Source organism: Amycolatopsis sp. NPDC088138 (assembly GCF_044741685.1).
GTDB lineage: Bacteria > Actinomycetota > Actinomycetes > Mycobacteriales > Pseudonocardiaceae > Amycolatopsis.
Genome location: NZ_JBIUTB010000008.1, coordinates 239,252 through 265,836, shown reverse-complemented (window position 1 = coordinate 265,836; position 26,585 = coordinate 239,252). Strand labels below are relative to the sequence as shown.

The following is a 26,585-nucleotide window of genomic DNA, read 5'->3' as shown; positions in this document are numbered from 1 at the left end:
TCCTCCTAGCGGCGGCGGTGTCGCGGCGCCGGGCCGGGGTCAGAGTTCGTTGTCCAGCAGGGCGAACATGTCGTCGATGGTGTCCACTTCCAGGTCCGCTTCGCCGTCGGACGGCCGGACCCGGTCCTGCCACAGGGCGACCAGGTTCCGCAGCTTCGTCTCGACCTCGGCGCTGTCCGCGGCCGAGACGTCCACTGTGGACAGCTCGGCGGCGAGCCGGTCGATCCCGGACGCCAGGCCGGTCTCTTCGCCGGCGGCGGGCACCACTTCGGACTGCAGGTACTTGGCCAGGTCGTCGGGGGTCGGGTAGTCGAAGATCAGCGTCGCGGGGAGGCGCAGGCCGGTGGCCGCGTCGAGCCCGTTGCGCAGCTCGACCGCGGTCAGCGAGTCGAAGCCCAGCTCGGTGAACGCCTTGGCCGGCTCGATCGCGTCCGGCCCGGTGTGCCCGAGGGCCGCCGCGGCCTGGCCGCGCACCACCCCGAGCAGCACCAGTTCGGCGTCGGCCTGCGACATCCCGGCGAGCCGGCGCTTGAGCCCGTCCGCCTGCGCCGCCGCGTCGACCGGGGCGGCCCGGCGCACCGAGCCGCGGACCAGGCCGCGCAGCAGCGGCGGCACCGGCCCGGTGGCCGAGCGGAGGCCGGCCACGTCCAGCTTGACCGGCACGGACACCGGCTCGGCCAGGGTGGTGGCCAGGTCGAACAGGGCGAGGCCCTCGGCCGGGTCGAAGCTGCCGACGCCGTCGCGGCCCATCCGGTCGGCGTCCGCTGCGCCTCCCATGCCGCCCATCCCGTCGGCCCAGAGGCCGAAGGCGAGCGACGTCGCGGGCAGCCCCAGGCCGCGGCGGTGGTGCGCCAGGCCGTCGAGGAAGGTGTTCGCCGCGGCGTAGTTGGCCTGCCCCGGCGCGCCGAGCACCCCGGCGGCCGAGGAGAACAGCACGAACATGGTCAGGTCGCGGTCGCGGGTGAGCTCGTGGAGGTTCCACGCCGCGTCCACCTTGGGCCGCAGCACCTTCTCGAGCCGCTCGGGGGTGAGCGCGGTGAGCAGGCCGTCGTCGAGGACGCCGGCCGCGTGCACCACGCCGGTCAGGCCGGGGGTGCCCTCCAGCACCGCGCTCAGCGCGTCGCGGTCCGCGGCGTCGCACGCCTCGATCCGCACGGTCGCGCCCAGCCCGGTCAGGTCCGCCGCCAGTTCGGCCGCGCCCGGAGCGTCCGGGCCGCGGCGGCTGGTGAGCACCAGGTCCCGGACGTCGTGCTTCGTGACCAGGTGGCGGGCCAGTACCGCGCCGAGCCCGCCGGTGCCGCCGGTGACGAGCACCGTGCCGGTCGCCGGGCGCCGCGGCACGGTCAGGACGACCTTGCCGACGTGCTTGGCCTGGCTGAGGAAGCGCAGTGCCTCGGGGGCGCGGCGCAGGTCCCAGGTGCGGACGGGCAGCGGGGTGAGTGCGCCTTCGGTGAACAAGACCATCAGCTCCTCCCACATCTGCGCGATCCGGCGGTTGCCCGCTTCGATCACGTCGAACGCCCGGTAAGTGACCTCCGGATGGTGCCCCGCGCCGGCGCCGTCCGGGCGGACGTCGGTCTTCCCCATTTCCACGAACCGCCCACCGCGCGGTAACAGGCGCATCGAGGCGTCGATGAACTCGCCCGTCAGGGCGTTGAGCACGACGTCGACCCCGCGCCCGCCGGTCGTCTCGCGGAACCGGTCCTCGAACGCGAGGGTCCGGGACGACGCGATGTGGTCGTCGGCCAGCCCGGCGGCGCGCAGGACGTCCCACTTGCCCTCGCTGGCGGTGCCGAAGACCTCGGCGCCGAGGTGGCGGGCCAGCTGCGTGGCCGCCATGCCGACGCCGCCGGCCGCGGCGTGGATCAGCACCGACTCGCCCTTCTGCAGGGCGCCGAGGTCGGCCAGCGCGTAGTAGGCGGTCAGGAACACCAGCGGCACGGACGCGGCCTGCTCGAACGTCCAGTCGTCCGGCATCTTCGCCAGCAGGTCCCGGTCGGCGAAGGTGATCGGGCCGAAGCCGCCGTGCACCAGGCCCATCACCCGGTCACCGGGCACGAGATCGTCCACTTCGGACCCGACCTCGGTGACGACGCCGGCGCCCTCGTAGCCGATGCGGCCGGCGTCACCCGGGTACATGCCGAGCACGTTGAGCACGTCGCGGAAGTTGGTCCCGGCCGCGCGGGTGGCGATCCGGACTTCGCGCGGCAGCAACGGTTCCACAGCCTCGGGGAACGGCTCGAACGAGAGCCGCTCGAGGGTGCCCTTGACGACGCTGTCCAGGCGCCAGGCCGGTTCGTGCCACGGCGGCACGAGGTCCGGCGACGACGCCGCGGTCAGCAGCCGCGCGGCGTGGACGACACCGTCGCGCACGGCCAGCTGGGTTTCGTCACCCAGCACGGCGAGTGCGGTCTCGACGCCGGTCTCGGCCGCGTCGAGCAGGACCAGGCGACCGGGGTGTTCGGACTGGGCACTGCGGACCAGGCCCCAGACCGCGGCGGCGGCCGGGTCGACGGTGTCCGAAGTGGACACCGCCACGGCGTTCTCGGTGCGGACGACCAGGGTGGCGCCCTTGCCCTCGGCCAGCCACTCCTGCAGCTTCGCCAGCGTGCTCCGCAGCAGGGCGTGCGTGGCTGCCGGGGCGTCGCCACTCTCCGGGACCGCCCGCAGGATCTCCACCTCCGGAGCCGGGCCGGGCTCGGTCATGACCGGGCTCCAGCCGAGCCGGAACAGATCGTCCGAAGTGGACTGGTCGACTGAGGTGACTTCGCGCAGCAGCAACGATCCGACCGTCAGCACCGGGGCTCCGGCGCCGTCCGTGAGTTCCAGGCGCACCGAGTCGGTACCGGTGGTGGCGACCCGGACCCGGGCGGCGGTGGCGCCGGCCGCGTGCAGGACGACGTCCCGCCAGAGGAACGGCAGCCGGGTCTTGGTGGTGTCGCCGGTGGGCAGCAGGCCGATCGCGTGCAGCGCGGCGTCGAGCAGGGCCGGGTGCAGGCCGAACTTCCCGGCGTCGCCGTGCGCGGCGGCGGGCAGTTCGAGGTCGGCGCAGACGTCGTCACCGACGCGCCACGCGGCGGTCAGGCCCTGGAACACCGGCCCGTACTGCAGACCGGCCTCGGCGAGCCCCGGGTACAGCTCCGTGACATCCAGGGCCTCGGCCCCGGCCGGCGGCCACTCCCCCGAAGCGGCACTTTCACGTGAAAGTGACGGCTCCAGGAGGCCGGTGGCGTGCTCGGTCCAGGGGGCGTCGGCGAGGCGGGAGTGGACGGACACCGGGCGGCGGCCGTCGTCGTCCGCGGCGCCGACCACGACCTGGACGGCCAGGCCGCCGGTCTCCGGCAGCACCATCGGCGCGGCCAGGGTCAGCTCGGTGACGCGGGCGCAGCCCAGCTCGTCGCCCGCCCGGACGGCGAGTTCGACGAGCGCCGCGCCGGGGACCAGGACGGTGCCGAGCACCGCGTGGTCGGCCAGCCACGGCTGGGCCGTGCGGGACAGCCGGCCGTAGCCGACCAGGCCGTCCTCACCCGCCGTCGGGACGGTCGCGCCGAGCAGCGGGTGCCCGGCCGCGGCCAGGCCCAGCCCGGCCGCGTCGCCGCTGGTGGCGGGCGGGTCGAGCCAGAACCGCTCACGCTGGAAGGCGTAGGTCGGCAGCGGCACAGCACGGGCGTCCGTGCCGGCGAAGAACGCCGTCCAGTCGACGTCGGTCCCGGTGGCGACGAGCTTGCCGAACGCCGCCGCGGCGGTCTGGCGCTCGTCGCGGTCCTTGCGCAGGACCGGCACGAACACCGCGTCCGGGGCGCTGTCGGCGCCCATGGCCGAGAGCACGCCGTCCGGGCCCAACTCGGCGAACCGGGTGACCCCGGCCGCGGTGAGCGCGCGGACGCCGTCGGCGAACCGGACCGGCTCCCGCACGTGGCGCACCCAGTACGCCGGGTCCGTGAAGTCGGCTTCGCGGGTCACGGTGGAGACGATCGGGATCGCCGGCTCGGCGTAAGTCAGGCTTTCGGCTACCGAAGCGAACTCCGCCAGCATCGGTTCCATCAGCATCGAGTGGAACGCGTGGGACACGACCAGCGCCTTGGTGCGGCGCCCGCGTTCGGCGAAAAGCGCGGCCACGGCGTGCACCGCACCGTCCACACCGGACAGGACCACGGCGTTGGGTCCGTTGACCGCGGCCAAGCCGACCTCGTCGGTCAGGTGCTCGCGGACCTCGTCCTCGGTCGCCTGGATCGCGACCATCGCGCCGCCCTCGGGCAGGGCCTGCATCAGCCGGCCCCGCGCCTCGACGAGTTTGGCCGCGTCCTCCAGCGAGAACACCCCGGCGACATGCGCGGCGGCGATCTCGCCGATCGAGTGCCCGGCCAGGAAGTCGGGGCGGATGCCCCACGACTCCACCAGTCGGAACAGCGCGACTTCGAGGGCGAAGATCGCGGGCTGGGCGGTGCCGGTGCGGTTGAGGACGTCCGCGTCGGTGACGTCACGGACCGCGGGCAGCAGCTCACAAACCTCGTCGTAGGCGGCCGCGAACACCGGGAACGCGTCGTACAGCCCACGGCCCATGCCGAGCCGCTGGGAACCCTGACCGGTGAAGAGCACCGCGAGCTTGCCCTCGGCGGCCCGGCCCGTCACGACCTCCGGAGTCGCGCGGCCACCGGCGAGGGCGGCGAGCCCGGCGCGGACGTCACCGCTGACCACGGCCCGCCGTTCGAACGCCGAGCGCGTGGTGGCCAGGGAGAACCCGATGTCCACAGGGTCCGCGAAGCCGACCGTGCCGAGCAGCCGCTCGGCCTGGGCCCGCAGCGCGTCCTCCGTACGGCCGGTCAGCACCCACGGCAGGAGCGCGGGAGCCGTCGGCGCCCGGTCGGGCGCGGGGGCGTCCGGGGCCTGTTCCAGGATGACGTGCGCGTTGGTGCCGCTGATGCCGAACGCCGACACCGCCGCGCGCCGCGGGCGGCCGTCCGCCGGCCAGGGCCGCGACTCGGTGAGCAGCTGGACGGCACCGTCGGACCAGTCGACGTGCGGGGACGGCTCGTCGACGTGCAGGGTCGCGGGCAGGACGCCGTGGCGCATGGCCTCGACCATCTTGATGATCCCGGCGAGCCCGGCCGCGGCCTGGGTGTGCCCGATGTTGGACTTGACCGAGCCGAGCCACAGCGGCTCGTCGCGCTCCTGGCCGTAGGTGGCCAGCAGGGCTTGCGCTTCGATCGGGTCACCCAGCGCGGTGCCGGTGCCGTGCGCCTCGACGACGTCCACTGTGGACGACTCGACCCCGGCGGCGGCCAGGGCGCGGCGGATCACCCGCTGCTGCGACGGGCCGTTCGGCGCGGTCATGCCGTTGGACGCGCCGTCCTGGTTGACCGCGGAGCCGCGGACGACGGCCAGGATGCGACGGCCGTTGCGGCGGGCGTCGGAAAGCCGTTCCAGGAGCAGGAAACCGGCACCCTCGGCCCAGGCGGTCCCGTCGGCCGCGGCCGCGAACGGCTTGCAGCGGCCGTCGGCGGCCAGGCCGCGCTGACGCGAGAACTCGATGAACGGGTTGGGGCTCGCCATCACGGTCGCGCCGCCGACCAGCGCCAGTTCGCATTCGCCGGAGCGCAGCGCCTGGGCCGCCCAGTGCAGGGCGACCAGCGACGACGAGCACGCCGTGTCGACCGAGACCGCCGGACCTTCGAGCCCGAAGGTGTAGGCGACACGACCGGACAGCACGCTGCTCGCGCTGCCGGTGCCGAGCAGGCCCTCCAGGCCGTCCGGGGTGGCGGCCAGGCGGGAGGCGTAGTCGTCGTACATCACGCCGGCGAACACGCCGGTGGCGCTGCCGCGCAGCCGGGCGGGGTCGATGCCGGCACGTTCGAACGCCTCGTGCGCGGTCTCCAGCAGCAGCCGCTGCTGCGGGTCGACGGTGACCGCCTCCCGCGGCGAGATACCGAAGAACTCGGCGTCGAAGTCGGCGGCGTCGTGCAGGAACCCGCCTTCGCGGGAGTAGCTGGTGCCGGCGTGGTCGGAGTCCGGGTGGTAGAGGCGTTCCAGGTCCCAGCCGCGGTCGGCGGGGAACGGCGTGATCGCGTCGGTCCCGTCGGCGACCAGCCGCCAGAGGTCCTCCGGCGAGCTGACGCCGCCGGGGAACCGCCAGCTCATCGCGACGATGGCCAGGGGCTCGTCCGGCTCGGCCACGCGGAGCGGCTGGACGTCCACAGTGGACGTCGCCCCGACCAGCTCGCCCTGGACGTACCCGGCCAGCGCGGCCGGGGTCGGGTGGTCGAACACCAGCGTCGCGGGCAGGCGGAGGCCGGTCGCCTCACCGAGCCGGTTGCGCAGTTCGACGGCGGTGAGCGAGTCGAAGCCAAGCTCGGTGAAGGCACGGTTCGCCTCAACGGACGTCGCGGTGCCGTGGCCGAGGACGTCGGCGACCTGGCCCCGCACGAGGTCGACCAGGTGGGAGAGCTGGTCGGCCGGGGAAAGGCGGGACAGGGTCGCGGTCAGTCCCGCGGCGGCCGCGGCGTTGGCCGCACCGCGCCGCTTCGGGACGCGCACCAGCCCGCGCAGGGCCGGGGCGGGCTCGGTCGTGCGGGCCAGCGTGCGCAGGGTGGCCAGGTCGAGCTTGACCGGCACCGGGACCGGCGTCTCGGACGCCAGCGCCGCGTCGAACAGGGCCAGGCCCTCTTCGTCGGTGAGCGCGCCGAACCCGGCGCGGGCGAGACGGTCCACATCGGACTGGCCGCCCATGCCGTTGGCCCACAGGCCGTACGCCAGGGACTTGCCGGGCAGGCCGGCGTCGTGGCGTCGCCGCGCGAGGTCGTCGAGCAGGGCGTTGGCCGCGGCGTAGCTGGCCTGACCCGGGCCGCCGAGGATGCCGGAGACCGAGGACACCAAGACGAACTGGGTCAGCGGCCGATCCAGGGTCAGCTCGTGGAGCGCGTACGCTGCCTCGGCCTTGGGCCGCAGCACGGTGTCGAAGCGCTCCGGGGTCAGCTCGGTCAGGACGCCGTCGTCGAGCACCCCAGCCGCATGCACGATCCCGGTGAGGTCGCCGATCCCGTCGAGCAGAGCCGCGAGCGCAGAGCGGTCGGTGACGTCGCAGGCCACGACGTCGGCGCCGAGTTCGTCCGCCAGCTCGGCCGCGCCAGGCGCGTCGAGCCCGCGACGGCTGGTGAGGACCAGCCGCGTGACGTTCGGTGCGAGGTGCCGGGCGATCGCGGCGCCCACACCACCGGTGCCGCCGGTGATCAGGACGGTGCCCTCGCCCCAGACCGCGGGCTCGCCGGTGGTCGCCCGGGTGAGCCGGGGAACCTCCGTGACGCCGTCGCGGACCCGGACCTCGGGTTCGGCGGTGACGCTCTCGCCGTCCACGACGGTGAACCGGCCCGGGTGCTCGGACGCGGCGGTGCGGGCGAGACCACGGACCGCGGCTCCGGCCGGGGTGTCCCCGGTCTGGATGACCATCCGCGCGACCTGGTCGTCGCGGAGAAACTCCTGGACGGCTTGGAGGGTGGCCGCCAGGGCCTCGCGCGGCTCGCCGTCCGGGGCGCGGAACACGGAGACGTCCTCAGTGGACTCACCGTCGGCGGGCACTTCGGTCCAGGTCAGCTCGTACAGCGAGTCCGTGCCGCGCGGCCGCGGGGCCTCCGCCGTCCGGACGGTGACCGTACCGAGCGTCGCGACCGGCGCGCCGGTCGTGTCCGTGGCCAGCACGGACACGCTGCCGGGCCCGGTCGGCGTCACGCGCACCCGGAGCGCGGTGGCGCCAGTGGCGTGCAGGGTGACGTCGCCGAAGAGGAACGGCAGGCGGGTGCCCTCCCTCGGCGTCAGGCCGAGGGTGTGCAACGCCGCGTCGAGGAGCGCGGGGTGCAGGCCGAAGCCGTCGACGTCGGTGCCCTCGGGCAGCGCAACCTCGGCGTACAGGGTGTCCCCGCTACGCCAGGCCGTGGTGAGCCCGCGGAACGGCGGCCCGTACTCAAGCCCCGCTGCGGCGAGATCGGCGTAAAGCCCGTCCAAGGCGATCGGCTCGGCGGCCGGTGGCCATTCCCCCAGGGCGTCACTTTCACGTGAAAGTGACGGGGTCAGGGAGCCGGTCGCGTGTTCGGTCCACTCCCCCTGCGGGGCGCGCGAGTGCACCGAGACCGGACGACGTCCGCCCGTCCCGGTCGCACCGACCAGCACCTGGACGTCCAGGGCGCCGTGCGGCGGCAGGATCAGCGGTGCGGCCAGGGTCAGTTCCTCGACGGTCGCGCAGCCGGCTTCGTCACCGGCGCGGACCGCGAGTTCCAGCAGGCCCGTGCCGGGGACGAGGATTTCGCCGAACGCGGCGTGCCCGGCCAGCCACGGGTGCGTCGCCGCCGAGAGGCGGCCGGTGAGGACCCAGCCGTCGCCGTCGGCGAACGGCACCGCGGCACCCAGCAGCGGGTGCCCGGCGGGCTGGAGCCCGGCCGCACCGACGTCGCCCGCGCCGGAGCCGGCGGCGAGCCAGAAGCGGCGACGGTCGAACACCGAAGTCGGGACGTCGACGACGCGGGCGCCGGTCGGGCGGAACACCGCGGTCCAGTCGACCAGGACACCGCGGGTGAACGCGGCGGCCAGCGTGGTGAGCGCGTTCTCGGCCTCGTCTCGGTCGGCGCGCAGGAACGCCGCCGCGAAGGTGTCCGGGCCGTCGTCGGCGAGCGCGGTCAGGACCGCGGCCGGGCCGGCCTCGAGGAACTTGGTGACACCAGCTTCGCGCAGCCACGCCAGTCCGGCGGCGAACCGGACGGTCGAGCGGACGTGCTCGACCCAGTACTCCGGCTCGGTCACCCGGCCGGTCCGCTCGCCGTCCACAGTGGACACGAACGGAATGACGGGCTCGGCGAAGTCGAGTTCCCGCACCACGGCGGTGAACTCGTCGAGCATCGGTTCCATCAGGGCCGAGTGGAACGCGTGCGAGACGTCGAGGCGCTTGGTACGTCGGCCGAGCTTCTCGAACTTCTTGGCCAGCTTCACCGTCGGCGACAAAGCGCCCGACAGCACCACCGAGTCCGGGCCGTTGACCGCGGCCAGGGAGACCTTCGGGGTCAGGTGCTCGCGGACCTCGTCCTCACTCGCCTGGACCGCGACCATCGCGCCGCCCTCGGGCAGCGCCTCCATGAGCCGCCCGCGGGCCTCGACGAGCTTGGCCGCGTCGGCCAGGGACAGCACCCCGGCCACGTGCGCGGCCGCGATCTCACCGATCGAATGCCCGGCGACGAAGTCGGGCACGACACCCCAGGACTCGGCGAGCCGGTATAGCGCGACTTCCAGGGCGAAGATCGCGGGCTGCGCGGCGCCGGTGCGGTTGAGCGCGGCGGCGTCGGTGACCTCCAGCAACCCGGGCAGGTGCGCGCGGACCTCGTCGTAGGCGGCGGCGAACGCCGGGAACGCGGCGTACAGCCCCTCCCCCATGCCGAGCCGCTGCGAACCCTGGCCGGTGAACAGGAACGCCGTCCGTCCGGGCAGCACCCGCCCGGTCACCACGGAACCAGCGGACTCGCCATCCGCCAGGGAAGCCAGGCCCTCGCGGAGGTCGGCGTCGGTCGCGCCGAGCACGACGGCCCGGCGTTCGTGCGCGGTGCGGGTGGTGGCGAGCGCGAGGCCGACGTCGACCGGCTCGCCGTCGCGGCCGAGCAGGCGTCCGGCCTGCTCGCGCAGGGTTTCCGCACCACGGCCGGAGAGCACCCACGGCACCAGGGCCGGGGCCACGACCTCGCGCGGCACCGGCGTCTCCGCCGGGGCCTGCTCCAGGATGACGTGCGCGTTGGTGCCGCTGATGCCGAACGACGACACGGCGGACCGCCGCGGGCGTCCGGTCTCCGGCCAGCCGCGGCCCTCGGCCAGCAGCTCGACGTCGCCGGCTTCCCAGTCGACGTGCAGGCTCGCCTCACCCAGGTGCAGCGACGGCGGCAGGACGCCGTGCCGCATCGCCTGGACCATCTTGATGATCCCGGCGACGCCCGCCGCGGCCTGCGTGTGGCCGAAGTTGGACTTCACCGAGCCGAGGTACAGCGGCTCGCCGTCGCGCTCACGGCCGTAGGTGGCCAGCAGGGCCTGCGCTTCGATCGGGTCACCGAGGGTGGTACCGGTGCCGTGCGCCTCGACGGCGTCCACAGTGGACGATTCGACACCCGCGGCAGCGAGGGCCTGGCGGATGACCCGTTGCTGCGACGGGCCGTTCGGCGCGGTCAGGCCGTTGGACGCGCCGTCGGAGTTGACCGCGCTGCCGCGGACCACCGCGAGTACCTGGTGGCCGTTGCGGCGCGCGTCGGAAAGCCGTTCCAGCACGAGCATTCCGGCGCCTTCGGCCCAGCCGGTGCCGTCGGCGTCGGCGGAGAAGGACTTGCACCGGCCGTCGGCGGCGAGGCCGCGCTGGCGGGAGAAGCCGATGAACGTCTCCGGCGTCGCCATCACCGTGACGCCGCCGGCCAGCGCGAGGGAGCACTCCCCCGAGCGCAGGGCCTGCATCGCCCAGTGCAGCGCGACCAGCGAAGACGAGCACGCGGTGTCGACCGAGACGGCCGGGCCTTCGAGGCCGAGGGTGTAGGAGACGCGGCCGGACAGCACGCTGCCGGAGGTGCCGGTGCCGAGGAAACCCTCGACGTCGTCGGGAACGTCGCTGCCGAGGCGGGTGCCGTAGTCGTGGTACATCACGCCGGCGAACACGCCGGTCGGGCTGCCCTTGAGCGACGCCGGGTCGGTGCCGGCACGCTCCAGCGACTCCCAGGCGACTTCGAGCAGCAGGCGTTGCTGCGGGTCCATCGCCAGGGCCTCGCGCGGCGAGATACCGAAGAACTCCGGGTCGAAGTCGCCCGCGTCGTGCAGGAAACCGCCTTCGCGGGTGTAGGTCTTGCCCGCGCGGTCGGGGTCGGGGTCGTAGATGCCGTCGACGTCCCAGCCGCGGTCCTCGGGGAACCGCGTCACGCCGTCGCGTCCCGCGGCGACGAGGTCCCACAGCTCTTCCGGCGACGTGACGCCGCCCGGGTAGCGGCAGGCCATGCCGACGATGACGATCGGGTCGCCGTCGGCCCGGGTGGGCGTGAAGACCGGGGTCGCGGTGTCCGGCTCGTCGAGCAGCTCGGCGAGCAGGAACTCGGCCAGGGCCAACGGGGTCGGGTGGTCGAAGGTGAGGGTCGCGGGCAGGCGCAGGCCGGTGGCCGTGCCGAGGCGGTTGCGGAACTCGACCGCGGTCAGCGAGTCGAACCCGAGGTCACCGAAGGCGCGGTCGGCCTCGACGGCGTCGGGACTGGTGTGGCTGAGGACGTGCGCGGCCTCGGTGCGGACCAGCTCGGTGAGCAGCCGCACGCGCTCGGCGGCGGGCAGTCCGGCGAGCCGCTGGCGCAGCCCGGCCGCTTCCGCCTCCTCCGCCGCCCGGCGACGCCGGGGCCGGACCAGGCTCCGCAGCACGTGCGGGACCTCGGTCTCGGCGCGCAGCGCGGCCAGGTCGAGCTTGGCCGCGACCGGACGCGGGTCGTCACCGATGGCCAGGAGGTCGAACAGGTCCAGGCCGGTTTCGATCGCCAGGGCCGCGCCGTCGCGGCCTTCGCCCATGCCGGTTTCCCAGAGGCCGTAAGCGATCGACGTCCCGGGCAGACCCTGGGCGCGGCGGTGCGCGGCGAGGCCGTCGAGGTACCCGTTGGCCGCGGCGTAGTTCGCCTGGCCGGGCGCGCCGAGGGCGCCGGCGATCGAGGAGAACGTGACGAACAGCTCGAGGTCGCTGGTGAGTTCGTGCAGGTGCCGCGCGGCGTCGGCCTTCGGGCCCGCGACGGCCGCGAGCCGCTCGGGGGTCATGGACGTGAGGACGCCGTCGTCGAGCACGCCCGCCGCGTGCACCACGCCGGCCAGCGAGCGCCCAGCGAGCAGGGACTCGACCTGGGTGCGGTCGGCGACGTCGCACGCGGCGATCGTCACCTCGGCGCCCAGCGCGGTCAGCTCCTCGCGCAGGGCCTCGGCACCCGGGGCGTCGGCGCCCCGGCGGCCGGCCAGCAGGAGGTGCCGGACGCCGTGGCGCTCGACGAGCCGCCGGGCCAGGTGGGCACCGAGCCCGCCGGTGCCGCCGGTGACCAGGACGGTCCCGTCGAGGGTCCAGTCCGGGTCCGCGGTGGCGCGGGTGCGGACCAGCCGCGGGACGCGCAGGCCGTCTTCGGTCAGCTTCACCTCGGGCTCGCCGGTGGCGGCCGCGGCGGCGACGTCACCGGTGCCGTGCACCAGGACGAACCGGTCCGGGTACTCGGCCTGGGCGCTGCGCACCAGCCCGGCGACGGCGGCGTGACCCGGGGTGTCGCCGGTGAGCTGCACGACCAGGCGGTCTTCGGCGGCCTGCAGCATGCCGAGCACGACGTCGATCGGGGTGTCGTCGAGGACCTCGTAGACGGTGACGTCTTCACCCTGCGACGGCGTGGCGACCGGGATCCAGTCGATCCCGAACACGGCGTCTCCGCTTGCACTCGGCAGCGGGCCGTCGCCGACCGGGCGAAGGCTCAGCGAGTCGACCGAGAGCACGGGCGCGCCAACGCCGTCGGTGACGTGCAGGGCGACGGCGTCGGTCCCGGCCGGGGTGAGGCGCGCGCGCAGGGTGGTCGCGCCGGTGGCGTGTAGCCGCAGTCCGGCCCACGAGAACGGCAGCCGCGCCGGGCCGCCGGTCAGGCCGACGGCGTGCAGGACCGCGTCGAGCAACGCCGGGTGCAGCCCGAACCCGCGGACGTCGGCGCCGTCGGGCAGGGCGACCTCGGCGAAGACGTCGTCGCCGCTTCGCCAAGCCTTGGTCAGACCACGGAATGGATCACCGTAAGCGAGTCCGGCTTCGGCGAGAGTGTCGTAGAAGCCGTCGAGGGGCGCCGGTTCGGCCCCCGCGGGAGGCCACTCGGAGGCGTCACTTTCACGTGAAAGTGACGCTTCCGTGGTGAGGGAGCCGGTGGCGTGCAGGGTCCAGTCGGCGTCCGGCTCCCGGGAGTGGATGGTGAGCGTCCGGCGCGCGGCATCGTCCGAAAGGGACACTCGCAGCTGGACCGGGGTCTTCGTGAGCACCAGGGGTGCCTGCAGGGTCAGCTCTTCGACGGTGCCGCAGCCGACCTCGTCCCCGGCCCGGACCGCCAGCTCGGCGAACGCGGTGCCGGGCAGCAACACGGCGTCCCGCACCCGGTGCCCGGCCAGCCACGGCTGCTCGTCCAGCGAGAGCCGTCCGGTGAGCACCAGACCGCCGCGCTCGGGCAGCGCGACGGCCGCGCCGAGCAGCGGGTGATCGAGCGCGCCGAGGCCCAGCGCGGTGGCGTCCCCGGCGCCCGGCGGAGCCAACAGCCAGAAGCGGCGGCGCTGGAACGGATACGTCGGCAGGACGGCGGGGCGGGCGCCGCTGCCGTCGAAGTAGCGGTCCCAGTCGACCGGTCCGCCGGCCGCGTGCACCGCGCCCAGCGCCGACACCGCGGCGCGGGCCTCGTCCTGGTCCTTGCGCAGCGCCGGGACGAACACGGCGTCGGCCGCGGAGTCGGCGCCCATCGCGGACAGCACCGCGTCGGGGCCGAGCTCGAGGAACGCCGTGACGCCCTCGGCGGCCAGCCGCTCCACGGCGTCGGCGAACCGGACCGGCTCGCGGACGTGGGTGACCCAGTACTCCGGATCGGTGAAGTCGGCGTCGGCCGCGACGGTCGACACGACCGGGATGTGCAGGTCGTTATACGTCAGGCTCCGCGCGACTTCGCCGAACTCGGCGAGCATCGGCTCCATCAGCGCGGAGTGGAAGGCGTGCGACACCACGAGGTGCTTGGTGCGGCGGCCGTCCTGGGCGAACCGGGCGGCGACCGTCCGCAGTGCACTGTCCACACCGGACAGGACGACGGCGTTCGGGCCGTTGACCGCGGCCAGCGACACCTCGCCGGACAGGTACTCGCGCACCTCGTCCTCGGACGCCTGGATCGCGACCATCGTGCCACCCGCGGGCAGGGCCTCCATCAGCCGGCCCCGCGCCTCGACGAGCTTGGCCGCGTCCGCCAGGGAGAACACCCCGGCGACGTGCGCGGCGGCGATCTCGCCGATCGAGTGCCCAGCGAGGAAGGCCGGCTTCACACCCCACGACTCGTAGAGCCGGAACAACGCAACTTCCAGGGCGAAGATCGCGGGCTGGGCGGTGCCGGTGCGGTTGAGGACGTCGGCATCGGTGACGTCGCGGACCGCGGGCAGCAGCGCGCTGACCTCGTCGTACGCGGCCGCGAAGGCCGGGAAGGCGTCGTAGAGCCCGCGGCCCATGCCCAGGCGCTGGGAGCCCTGGCCGGTGAACAGCATCGCGAACCGCCCGGTGACGGCGCGGCCGGTGACGACGTTGGCCGCCCGGCCGGTGTCGGCGAACGCGGCCAGCCCGGCGCGCAGCACCGCCGGGTCGGCGCCGACGACGACCGCGCGCCGCTCGTGCGCGGTGCGGGCGGTGGCGAGGGACCAGGCCACGTCGAGGGGGTCGGCCGCCAGGTCGGCCAGCTGCGCGGCCTGCGCCCGCAGGGCCTCCTCGGACCGGCCAGACAGCACCCACGGCAGCACCGCGGGCCCGGTGCCGGACTCGGTCTCTTCGGACGGAACGTGCTCCAGCACGACGTGGGCGTTGGTGCCGCTGAAGCCGAACGACGAGACGCCGGCACGGCGCGGGCGGCCGGTCTCCGGCCAGCCCACGGACTCGCCGGCCACGCGGATCGCCCCGGCTTCCCAGTCGACCTGGGCCGACGGCGCGTCGACGTGCAGCGTCGCGGGGACAACCCCGTGGCGCATCGCCTCGACCATCTTGATCACCCCGGCGACGCCGGCCGCGGCCTGCGTGTGCCCGAAGTTCGACTTGACCGAGCCGAGCAGCAGCGGCTCTTCGCGGTCCTGGCCGTAGGTGGCCAGCAAGGCCTGGGCCTCGATCGGGTCGCCGAGGCGGGTGCCGGTGCCGTGCGCCTCGACGACGTCGACGTCCGAAGTGGACAGTCCGGCGTTGGCCAGGGCCTGCCGGATCACGCGCTGCTGCGAGGGCCCGTTCGGGGCGGTGAGACCGCTGGACGCGCCGTCCTGGTTGACCGCGGATCCCTTGAGCAGCGCCAAAACCGGGTGGCCGTTGCGGCGAGCGTCGGACAGCTTCTCGAGCAGGACGAACCCGGCGCCCTCACCCCAGCTGACGCCGTCGGCGCCGTCGGCGAACGCCTTGCAGCGGCCGTCGATCGCCATCGCGTTCTGCTTGCTGAAGTCGACGAACGGGTCGGGGTTGGCCATCACGGTGACGCCGCCGGCCAGCGCGAGCGTGCACTCCCCCGAGCGCAGGGCCTGGCTCGCCAAGTGCATCGCGACGAGCGACGACGAGCACGCCGTGTCGACCGACACGGCCGGGCCCTCGAAGCCGAAGGTGTAGGAGACGCGGCCGGACATCATCGCGCCGGACGTCCCGGTGCCGAGGAAACCCTCGACCTCCTCGGGGATCTTCGTCAGCCGCGACGCGTACTCGTGGTAGATCGCGCCGGTGAAGACGCCGGTGTCGCTGCCGCGCAGGGTGCCCGGCGGGATGCCGGCGCGTTCGAACGCCTCCCACGCGATTTCCAGCAGGAGCCGCTGCTGCGGGTCCATGGCGAGTGCTTCGCGGGGCGAGATGCCGAAGAACTCCGGGTCGAAGTCGCCCGCGGACGGCAGGAAGCCGCCGGTGCGGGTGTGTGAAACGCCCTGCTTGCCCGGGGTCTGGTCGAACAGCGCGGCCAGGTCCCAGCCGCGGTCGGCCGGGAACTCCGTGAGGCCTTCGCGGCCTTCGGCGACCAGGCGCCACAGGTCTTCCGGCGTGTTGACACCGCCGGGGAACCGGCAGCTGGTCGCGACGATCGCGATCGGCTCGGCGTCGTCGGTGACGCGGGCCTGGGCCCGCGGCCCGGCGGTGAGGTCGCCGAGGAGTTCCGAGCGGACGTAACCGGCGAGGGCCACGGGTGTCGGGTGGTCGAAGATCACCGTGGACGGCAGCCGCAGGCCGGTCGCGGCACCGAGGCGGTTGCGCAGCTCGACCGCGGTGAGCGAGTCGAAGCCGAGGTCCATGAACCCACGGCCCGGTTCGACGGTGGCGGCCGTGACGTGCCCGAGCACCAGAGCGACCTGGGTGCGGACGAGGTCGAGGAGTTCGCGGTCCTGGTCCGCCTCGGTGAGCGCGGCCAGCCGCCGCGCCAGCGAGGAGTCCTGGCCGGACTTCGCGGTCCGGCGGCCGGGCTTCACGAGCGCGCCGAGCAGCGGCGGCAACGGGCCGGATGCGGCGAGCACCGGCAGGTCCAGCTGCACCGGGATCGCGAGGGGCGCTCCGCCGGCGAGGGCGGCGTCGAAGAGCGCGAGGCCGTCCTCGACGGCGAGGGCGGGCGTGCCCCCGGCGCGTAGCCGCGCGAGGTGGGCTTCACCGAGGGTCTCGGCCATGCCCGCGGCCCACGGGCCCCAGGCGAGCGACTGCCCGGCCAGGCCGAGCGAGCGGCGGTGGGCGGCGAGACCGTCGAGGTACCCGTTGGCCGCGGCGTAGTTGCCCTGCCCGGGCGCGCCGAGGACACCGGCGGCCGAGGAGAAGGTGACGAACAGATCGACGTCGCCGGCGAGTTCGTGCAGGTGGCGGGCCGCGTCGGCCTTGGGCCCGAAGACGTGGTCGAGGCGGTCCTGGGTGAGGGTGTCGATGGTGCCGTCGTCGAGGACACCGGCGGCATGGACGACGCCGGTGAGGTCGACGCCGTCGAGGAGGGCGACCACGGCGTCGCGGTCGGCGACGTCACAGGCGACGACCTCGGCGTTCAACTCGTCGGCCAGTTCCCGCGCGCCCGGCGCGTCCAGGCCGCGACGGCTGGTGAGGATCAGCTTGCGGACGCCGTGCTCGGCCACGAGGTGTCGCGCGATCAGCGCGCCGAGGCCGCCGGTGCCGCCGGTGATGAGCACCGGCTTCTCCGGATCCAAGGTCCGCGGCATCGTGAGCGCGACCTTGCCGATGTGCTTGGCCTGGCTGAGGAATCGGAAGGCTTCCCGTGCTTCGCGGACGTCCCAGGTGCGGACCGGCAGCGGGGTGAGCACACCCGTCGCGAACAGCTCGGTGAGCGCGTCCCACATCTGCGCGGTGCGCTCGGGGCCCGCGTCGATCAGGTCGAACGCCTGGTAGTGGACGTCTTCCGGTTCGCGGATGTCGGTCTTGCCCATCTCCAGGAACCGGCCGCCCGGGGCCATCGTGCGGATCGAGGCGTCGACGAAGTCGCCGGCGAGGGCGTTCAGGACGACGTTGATGCCGCTGAACCGCTGCTCGAAGTCGAGGGTGCGGGACGACGCGATGTGGGCGTCGTCGAGCCCGGCGTCGCGCAGGACGTGCTGCTTGCCCTCACTCGCGGTGCCGTAGACCTCGGCGCCGAGGTGGCGCGCGAGCTGCGTGGCGGCCATGCCGACCCCACCGGCGGCGGCGTGGATGAGGATCGACTCGCCTTGGTCGAGGCCGGCCAGGTCGACCAGGGCGTAGTAGGCGGTCAGGAAGACCAGCGGGGTCGACGCGGCCTGCTCGTACGTCCAGTCCGCGGGCTTGCGGGTGATCATCGGCCGCTCGGCGACCGCGACCGGGCCCGCGCCGCCGGAGACGAGACCCATGACCTCGTCGCCGGGGCGCAGGTCGGTGACGCCGTCGCCGACCTCGAGGACGGTCCCGGCGAACTCGCTGCCCAGCAGCCCGGCCTCGCCGGGGTACATGCCGAGGGCGTTGAGGACGTCGCGGAAGTTGAGCCCGGCGGCGCGGACGGTGACGCGCACCCCCTGCGGGCCCAGGGGTTCCTCGGCGACCGGCTCCAGGATGAGGTGGTCGAAGGTGCCCTTGCCGGACAGGCCGAGCCGCCAGTTCCCGGCCGGCGGCAGGAGCCGCTCGGGGGCCACCAGCCGAGGCACGCGCAACTCGCCCTCGCGGACGGCGACCTGCGGCTCACCGGTGGCCAGGACGGCGTCGGTCAGCTCGTCGGCGTCGGCCAGGAGGAACCGGTCCGGGTGCTCGGACTGGGCGCTGCGGACCAGGCCCCACACCGCAGCGGCGACCGGGTCCACATCGGACTGTCCGGTGTGGACGAGCAGTTTCGCCTCGGCGAAGCGCTCTTCGGCGAGGAAGGTCTTGAGCACGTCCAAGGCTTCGCCGGCGACGGCGTGGACGTCGTCCCCTTCCGCACGGTGGACGACAACGTCGGCGACCTCCGGCCAGCGGGCCCAGCGCGGGGCTTCTCCGGTGGCGGTGATCGGCTGCCAGGCCAGCTCGTAGAGGCCGTCGCGAGAAGCGGTGGGACGCAGCTGCGCGGCCGTGACCGGCCGGACGACCAGGGAGCCGACGGTCGCGACCGGCGCACCGGTCCCGTCGGCCACCCGCAGCGTCACGGCGTCGGTGCCGGACGGGGTGAGCCGGACACGCAGCTCGGCCGCGCCGGAGGCGTGCAGGACGACGTCGCTCCAGGCGAAGGGCAGCCGGGCCGGGCCGTCGCCGTCGGCGAGGGCGTGCAGGGCCGCGTCGAGCAGCGCGGGGTGCAGGCCGAAACGTCCGGCCTGGTCGCGGGCGTGCTCGGGCAGGGAGACCTCGGCGTAGGTGTGTTCACCGTCGCGCCACAGCGCGCGGAGCCCCTGGAAGGTCTCGCCGTACTCCAGGCCGTTCGCGGCCAGCTCGGCGTACCGGCCGTCGAGCGAGACGGCTTCCGCGCCGGCCGGCGGCCACTCGGCCAGGTCCCAGTTCGCGGCGGTCGCGGTCGGCGCGAGGGCGCCGGTGGCGTGCAGGGTCCAGTCACCCGCACCGTGCGGTCGCGAGTGGACGGTCAGCGGTCGGTGGCCGGACTCCTCCGGTGCCCCGGCCCAGAGCTGGACCTGCACCGCGCCGCTTTCGGGGAGCACCAGCGGTGTCTGCAGGGTCAGCTCTTCGAGCACGGCCAGGCCGGTCTCGTCGGCCGCGCGGACGGCCAGCTCGACCAGCGCGGTGCCGGGCACGACGACCTGGCCGTGCACGGCGTGCTCGGCCAGCCACGGGTGCGTGCGCAGGGAAAGGCTGCCGGTGAACAGGAACCCGCCCGCGTCGGCGACCGACACGGCCGCGCCGAGCAGCGGGTGGTCGAGCGAGCCGAGGCCGAGCCCGGCCGCGTCCCCCGCGGCGTGCGTCGCGGGCAGCCAGTAGTGCTCGCGCTGGAACGGGTAGGTGGGCAGGTCGACGCGCCGCGCGCCGGCGAGCATCGCGGCCCAGCCGACGGTCCCGCCGTGGACGTACACCGCGGCCAGTGCGTTGATCAGCGTCTCGACCTCGGGGCGGTTGCGGCGCAGTGCGGGGACGAACAGGCCGTCGGCGCTGTCCTGGCCCGCGGCCGAGAGGACACCGTCCGGGCCCAGTTCGAGGAAGCGGGTGACCCCGGCGTCGGCGAGCGCGCGGACGCCGTCGGCGTACCGGACGGCCTCGCGGACGTGCCGAACCCAGTAGCCGGGGTCGGTGATCTCGGCGGTGGCGGCGATGCGGCCGGTGACGTTGGAGACGAGCGCGATCTTCGGCGTCCGGTAGGTGATCCGCCGGGCGACCGTGCCGAACTCGTCGAGCATGCCGTCCATCAGCGCGGAGTGGAACGCGTGCGACACGGTGAGCTGCTTGGTGCGGCGGTCGCTGAAGGCCGCCTGCACCTGGCGGACGGCGTCCTCGGTCCCGGAGACGACGATCGCGCGCGGGCCGTTGACGGCGGCGATGTCCGCACCCGGCACCAGGGCCGCGCGGACCTCGTCTTCGGTCGCCTCGATCGCGCACATCGCGCCGCCGCGCGGCAGCGCGCTCATCAAGCGGCCACGCGCGGCGACCAGCTCGGCCGCGTCTTCGAGGGACCAGACGCCGGCGACGTGCGCGGCGGCCAGCTCGCCGACGGAGTGGCCGATCAGGAAGTCCGGGATCACACCCCACGACTCGACGAGCCGGTAGAGCGCGACCTCCAGCGCGAACAGCGCGGGCTGGGCGTTCCCGGTGTCGTTCAGCGCGGCCGCGTCGTCGCCGAAGACGACGTCACGGACGCCGGGCAGCAGCGCGCAGACCTCGTCGAATGCCGCGGCGAACGCCGGGTACGCGTCATACAGCTCGCGGCCCATGCCGAGCCGCTGGGAACCCTGGCCGGTGAAGGCGACGGCGAGCTGCCCGCCGGTCGCCTCGCCGGTGGTGGCACCGTCTGCGACCGCGGTGAGAACTTCCCGCAGCTGCGTGAGGTCGGAGCCGGTGACGACGGCGCGGTGGTCGAACGTCGCGCGGGTGGCGGCCAGGGACCAGCCGATGCCGGCCGGGTCGCCGTCGACGTCCAGCAGGGCCCGGGCCTGGGCGCGCAGAGCCGCGTCGGTGTGGCCGGACAGCACCCACGGCACCACCGGGAAGCTGGGTTCGTCCACTATGGACGTTTCGACCGCAGGCGCCTGCTCCAGCAGGACGTGGGAGTTGGTGCCGCTGATGCCGAACGACGATACGCCGGCGCGGCGGTGCTCACCGTCCCAGGCGCGGGCGGCGGTCAGCAGTTCGACGGTGCCGGGTGACCAGTCGACCTGGGGGCTCGGCGCGTCGATGTGCAGGCTGGCGGGCAGGACGCCGTGCTGCAGGGCGAGGACCATCTTGACGATCCCGGCGACGCCGGCGGCGGCCTGGGTGTGGCCGATGTTCGTCTTGACCGAGCCGAGGAGCAGCGGGCCACGCTCGCCGCGGTCGCGGCCGTAGGTGGCCTGCAGGGCCTGGACCTCAATCGGGTCGCCCAGCGTCGTACCGGTGCCGTGCGCCTCGACGACGTCGACGTCCTTCGTGGACAGTCGCGCGTCGGCGAGTGCCTGGCGGATGACGCGTTGCTGCGACGGGCCGTTGGGCGCGGTGAGGCCGTTGGACGCGCCGTCCTGGTTGACCGCGGTGCCGCGGACGACCGCGAGGACCGGGTGCCCGTGGCGCTGGGCGTCGGAAAGCCGTTCCAGCACGAGCATGCCGGCGCCCTCGCCCCACGCGGTGCCGTCGGCGCCGGCCGCAAACGCTTTCACCAGGCCGTCGCGGGCGAGGCCGCGCTGGCGGGAGAACTCGATGAACGCGTCCGGGCTCGCCATCACCGTGGCACCACCGGACAACGCGAGGTCGCACTCGCCCGCCCGCAGCGCGCGGACGGCGAGGTGCAGCGTGACCAGCGACGCCGAGCACGCGGTGTCGACGGTGACGGAAGGGCCTTCCAGGCCGAGGACGTAGGAGATCCGTCCGGAAAGGACACTGCCGGAGATGCCGGTGCCGAGGTAACCCTCGACCCCTTCGACGCCCTTGGGCAGGTCACGGCCGTAGTCCTGGCCGTTGGTGCCGACGAACACGCCCGCGCGGCTGCCGCCCAGGGAGGCGGGGTTGATCCCGCTGCGCTCCAGCGCTTCCCACGACGTCTCGAGCAGGAGCCGCTGCTGCGGGTCCATCGAGACGGCTTCGCGCGGTGAGATGCCGAAGAACTCGGGGTCGAACTCGCCGGCGCCGTCGACGAACCCGCCGCGGTCGACGTAGCTGGTGCCGAGGTGGTCCGGGTCCGGGTCGACGAGCGCGCCGACGTCCCAGCCGCGGTCGCCGGGGAACCCGGTGATGCCGTGGTCCCCGGCGGTCAGCATCGCCCAGAACTGTTCCGGGGAACGGACGCCGCCGGGGAACCGGCAGCCCATCCCGATGATCGCGATCGGCTCCGCCGCGCGTTCTTCCAGCGAGGCGAGGCGGCCGCGCGTGCGCTGCAGCTCACCGGTGACTCGCGTCAGGTAGTCGCGAAGCTTGTCGTTCTCACCCACGGTGTCCCCACTCATGTCAGGCGCCGAGTTGCTGGTCGATGAAGGCGAAGAGCTCGTCGTCCGAAGACGGCTTGAAGTCCGGCCGCGCCAGGTCCGCCAGGCGCGTGAGCGCCCGGGCGTGCTCTTCGCTGTCCGCGTCGAGGCGGCTCAGTGCGGCTTCGAGCGTGTCGAGCAGGCCGTCGACGTCGTCGTCCGCTCCCCCGGCCAGCTCCTGCCAGAGGTAGGCGGCGAGAGCCTGCGGTGTCGGGTGGTCGAAGACGAGCGTCGCGGGCACGGCCAGGCCGGTCGCGGCGTCGAGCCGGTTGCGCAGCTCGACGGCGGTCAGCGAGTCGAAGCCCAGCTCGGTGAACGCGCGGTCCGCGCCGATCTTGCTCACGTCCGGGTGGCCGAGCACCCGCGCCACGGTTTCGCGGGCGAGCTGGAGCAGCAGCCGTCGCTGTTCGGGCTCGATCAGGCCGGTCAGCTGGGCTCGCAGATCCGGTGTCTCTTGTTTCGTTTCGGGACGCGGCAGCTCGACGAGGGCCGGAGCGGCGCGGAAGTCCTCGAAGAACGTGGGCCAGTCGATGTCGGCGACGGTCACGGTGACGTCGTCGGCGGCGATCGCGTTCATGAACTCTTCCGCGCCGGCTTCGGGGGTCATCGGGCGAAGGCCCTTGTGGTGGACGTTCTCCGCCATGCCGCCTTCGGCCCACGGGCCCCAGGCGATCGACACCGCCGGGACACCCTCCTCGCGCCACTGCGCGGCGAGGGCGTCGAGTTCCGCGTTGGCGGCGGCGTAGGCGGCTTGGCCGCCGTTGCCGAGGACGCCGGCCACCGAGGAGAACAGGACGAAGGCGTCGAGGTCGCTGGTGAGTTCCCGCAGGTGCCGCGCGGCGGTCACCTTCGGCCGGGCGACGGCTGCGAAGCGCTCCGGGGTGGCGTCGTCGAGGAGGGCGTCGTCGAGGACGCCCGCCGTGTGGACGACGACCCGGAGGTCGTCTATCTGGGAGACCACTGTGGACAGTGCGGTTTTGTCCGCCGCGTCGCAGGCGTGGATGGTGACGCGGACACCCAGCCGCTCGCGCAGTTCCGCCGCGCCCGGTGCGTCCTCACCGCGGCGGGACAGCAGCACGAGGTGCTCGGCTCCGGCGCGGGCGAGGCGTTCGGCCACGATCGCGCCGAGGGCGCCGGTGCCGCCGGTGATCAGCGCGGTGCCCGTTGTCGTCCACGGCTTCGCGGACGTGGGCTTGGCCGGGACGAACCTTCGTGCGAAGACCTGGCCGTCGCGGATCGCCACTTCGTCTTCCGGACCGCCGAGGACGTCTCGCAGGCGGGCGACGTCCTCCTTCTCACGCAGGGTGACGCAGCCGCCCCAGCGTCGGGGCTGTTCGATCGCCGCGACGCGGCCGACGGCGGCGACGCCGGGGTCGGTGGTGGCGCACCAGACCTTCGCCGGAGTCGCCCGGAGGATTTCGGCGAGGTCGGCGGCGTCCGCGGGGAAGGCGAGGATCGGGCCGTCCTCCGGGATCTCGGTCACGAGTGGCGCGTTCAGGGCTTTCGCGGCGCCTTCGGCCCACTCGTGCCGTTCCGGTGCGTAGACCGTCCAGTCGGCTTCGGGCGTCGCCGCGGGCTCGATCGGGCGCCAGACGACCTCGTACCGCCGGGCCGGGGGCGTGCCGCGGTCCGCGGCGGCGAGCCAGAAGCGGTCTCGCCGGAACGGATAGGTCGGTAAGTCGACACGGGCGGCGCCGGTGCCCGCGAAGATCGCGGCCCAGTCGAGCCGGACCCCGGCGGTGAACAGCCGGGCCCGGGCCAGGTCGGCGGCGGCCGTCTCGTCTTGATCTTTCCGTTGGGCGGCAACAAAAGTCGCGTCGGTGACGCAGTCGGCGCCGAGGGCGGACAGGGAGGCGTCCGGCCCGATCTCGAGGAACCGCCGGACGCCGCGGGAGCGCAGGGTGCGGACGCCGTCGGCGAACCGGACGGCGTCGCGCACCTGCCGCACCCAGTACTCCGGGTCGGTGAAGTCGGCGGTCTCGGTCACGGTCGACACGATCGGAATCCGTGGCTCGGCGTAGGTGACGCTCCGGGCGACCTCGCGGAAGTCGTCGAGCATCCCGTCCATGAGCGCGGAGTGGAAGGCGTGGCTGACGGGGAGACGCTTGGCGCGCCGGTCCGGGAAGCTTTCGACGAGTGCGGTGACCGCGGCTTCCTCGCCGGAGAGCACGACGGACTTGGGCCCGTTGATCGCGGCGATGCTCACGCCGTCGGGCAGGTCCAGCTCGTCTTCGGTCGCCTGCAAGGCGACCATCGCGCCGCCGGCGGGCAGCGCCTGCATGAGACGGCCGCGGGCGGCGACCAGGCGGGCGGCGTCGTCGAGGGACCAGACGCCGGCGAGGTACGCGGCGGCGAGCTCGCCGATGGAGTGACCGAGCAGGAAGTCCGGCTCGACGCCCCAGGAGCGGACCAGTGCGGCCATGGCCACCTCGAAGGCGAACAGCGCGGGCTGCGCGACCTCGGTGCGGTCGATCATGGCCTTGTCGCCGCAGGCCAGGACGTCGGTGAGCCGGAACCCGGTGTGCGCGTCCAGCCGCTCGGCAACCCGGGTGAAGGCCTCGCCGAAGACCGGGAACGCCGTGGCGAGCTCGGTGCCCATCGCGAGCCGCTGGGCGCCCTGGCCGGTGCAGAGGAAGGCGAGCTTGCCGCCAGTCGCGCGCCCGGTGACAACCCCGGGAGCGGCTTCACCGGCGGCCAGCGCTTCGAGGCCGGTCTTGAGGTCCCCGGTGACGGCCGCGCGGAACGGCAGAGCAGCGCGGCTGGTGGCGAGGGACCAGGCGATGTCGACCGGGTCGCCTTCGGTGCGGAGCAAGCGGGCCGCCAGCTCGGGCAGGGCGGATTCGTCGCGGGCGGAGAGCACCCACGGAAACCGTGCGGTCGGGCGGTCGGCCTCGCCGGAGACTCCGGGCGCCTGCGCTCCGGCGACCAGGTCGGCGGGGGTCCGCCGCGACCCGGCGGAGGATTCGGCCGAGCCCGGTGCCGACACCTCGCCGAAGACCCCGGGCGCTCCGGCGACCAGGTCGGCGGGAGCCCGCCGCGACTCCCCCGGCGCGGGCACCTCGGCGGGGGCCCGCCGCGGCCCGGCGTGCTTGCTCGTCCCGGCGGAGCCCGGTGCCGACACCTCAGAGGAGGTTCCGGGCGCGTGCACCCCAGCGACCGGGTCGGCGGAGACCCGCCGCGACCCGGCCGACGCTGGCACCTCCGCGGGAGCCTGGCGCAGCACCACGTGAGCGTTCGTCCCGCTGATGCCGAACGACGACACCGCCGCCGCGCGCGGGCGATCCACCGAGGGCCACGGGCGGTGCGAGGTGAGCAGCTCCACCGCGCCCGAGTCCCACGCCACGTGCGGGGACGGCTCGTCGGCGTGCAGGGTGCGGGGCAGTTCGCCGCGGCGAAGGGCCTCGACCATCTTGATGATCCCGGCCACCCCGGCGGCCGCCTGGGTGTGGCCGAGGTTCGACTTGACCGAGCCCAGGTACAGCGGCACCGACCGGTCGCGGCCGTACGTGGCCAGCAGCGTGTCGGCCTCGATCGGGTCGCCCAGGCGGGTGCCCGTTCCGTGCGCTTCGACGACGTCGATGTCCGATGTGGACAGTCCGGCGCTCGCCAGCGCGGCGCGGATCACCCGTTGCTGGGACGGGCCGTTGGGGGCGGTGAGGCCGTTGGACGCGCCGTCGGAGTTGACCGCCGAACCCTGCACGACCGCGAGGACGCGGTGGCCGTTTGCTAGCGCGTCCGACAGCTTTTCCAGCAGCAGGACGCCCGCGCCTTCGCCCCAGCCGGTGCCGTCGGCGGCCGCGCCGAAGGACTTGCAGCGGCCGTCCGGGGCGAGGCCGCGCTGGCGGGAGAACTCGACGAACGTGTCCGGGACGGCCATCACCGTCGCGCCGCCGGCCAGGGCGAGCGTGCACTCCCCCGCCCGCAGCGCCTGCGCGGCCAGGTGCACCGCCACCAGCGACGACGAGCACGCCGTGTCGACCGAGACGGCCGGGCCCTCGAAACCGAAGGAGTAGGCAACGCGGCCGGACAGCACACTGCCGGCCGTACCGGTGCCGAGGAAACCTTCGACGCCTTCGGGCAGCTGACCCGCGCCGGAACCGTAGTCGTGGTACATGATCCCGGCGAACACGCCGGTGGCGCTGCCCTTCAACGCCGAGGCGTCGAGACCCGCCCGTTCGATCGCTTCCCAGCTGATCTGCAGCAGCAGCCGCTGCTGCGGGTCCATGGCGAGGGCCTCGCGCGGCGAGATGCCGAAGAATTCGGGGTCGAACTCGGCGGCGTCGTGGAGGAAGCCGCCTTCGCGCGCGTAGGACGTGCCGGGGTGGTCGGGATCGGGGTGGAACAGCTCGGCGAGGTTCCAGCCGCGGTCGGCGGGGAACTCCGACACGGCGTCGCGGCCGTCGGCCACGAGGTCCCACAGCCGTTCGGGCGAGTCGGCCCCACCGGGGTAGCGGCACCCCATGCCGATGATCGCGACCGGTTCGCGCGCGGCGTCGGCGAGTTCCCGGTTGCGCGCGGCCAGCCTGCTGTTCTCCTTGACCGATTCCCGCAGTGCGGCAACCAGTTCCTCAGGTGTCGCCATCAGATTCTCCGGACCGGACGAGACGGGCGAAGCTCGGGCATGCCCCCCATCCTGGGCGCGCCGGCGCCCTCCCCCGCGCGCCCTTCACCACCCCCCGGTAACCCGGCACCCACTCCCCCCGAACGCAAGCAAGTCCGTGAATGGCCCATTGAGGGACTTGAAGTCCCTCAATGGGCCATTCACGGACTTTCGGGGTGGAGCG

2 protein-coding genes are annotated in these 26,585 nt (G+C 74.2%); both read right to left on the bottom strand.

Annotation, left to right across the window (positions count from 1 at the left end; all coding sequences use genetic code 11):
- Nucleotides 1–39: 39 nt before the first annotated feature.
- Complete coding sequence (locus tag ACIOD2_RS42065; RefSeq protein ID WP_400550973.1) at nucleotides 40–21,768, bottom strand: SDR family NAD(P)-dependent oxidoreductase; 21,729 nt, start codon at nucleotides 21,766–21,768, stop codon at nucleotides 40–42.
- Between the two features lie 16 nt (nucleotides 21,769–21,784).
- Entirely contained in the window at nucleotides 21,785–26,386 is a 4,602-nt protein-coding gene (locus ACIOD2_RS42060; RefSeq protein ID WP_400551615.1) for an SDR family NAD(P)-dependent oxidoreductase, read from the bottom strand.
- Nucleotides 26,387–26,585 lie beyond the last annotated feature (199 nt).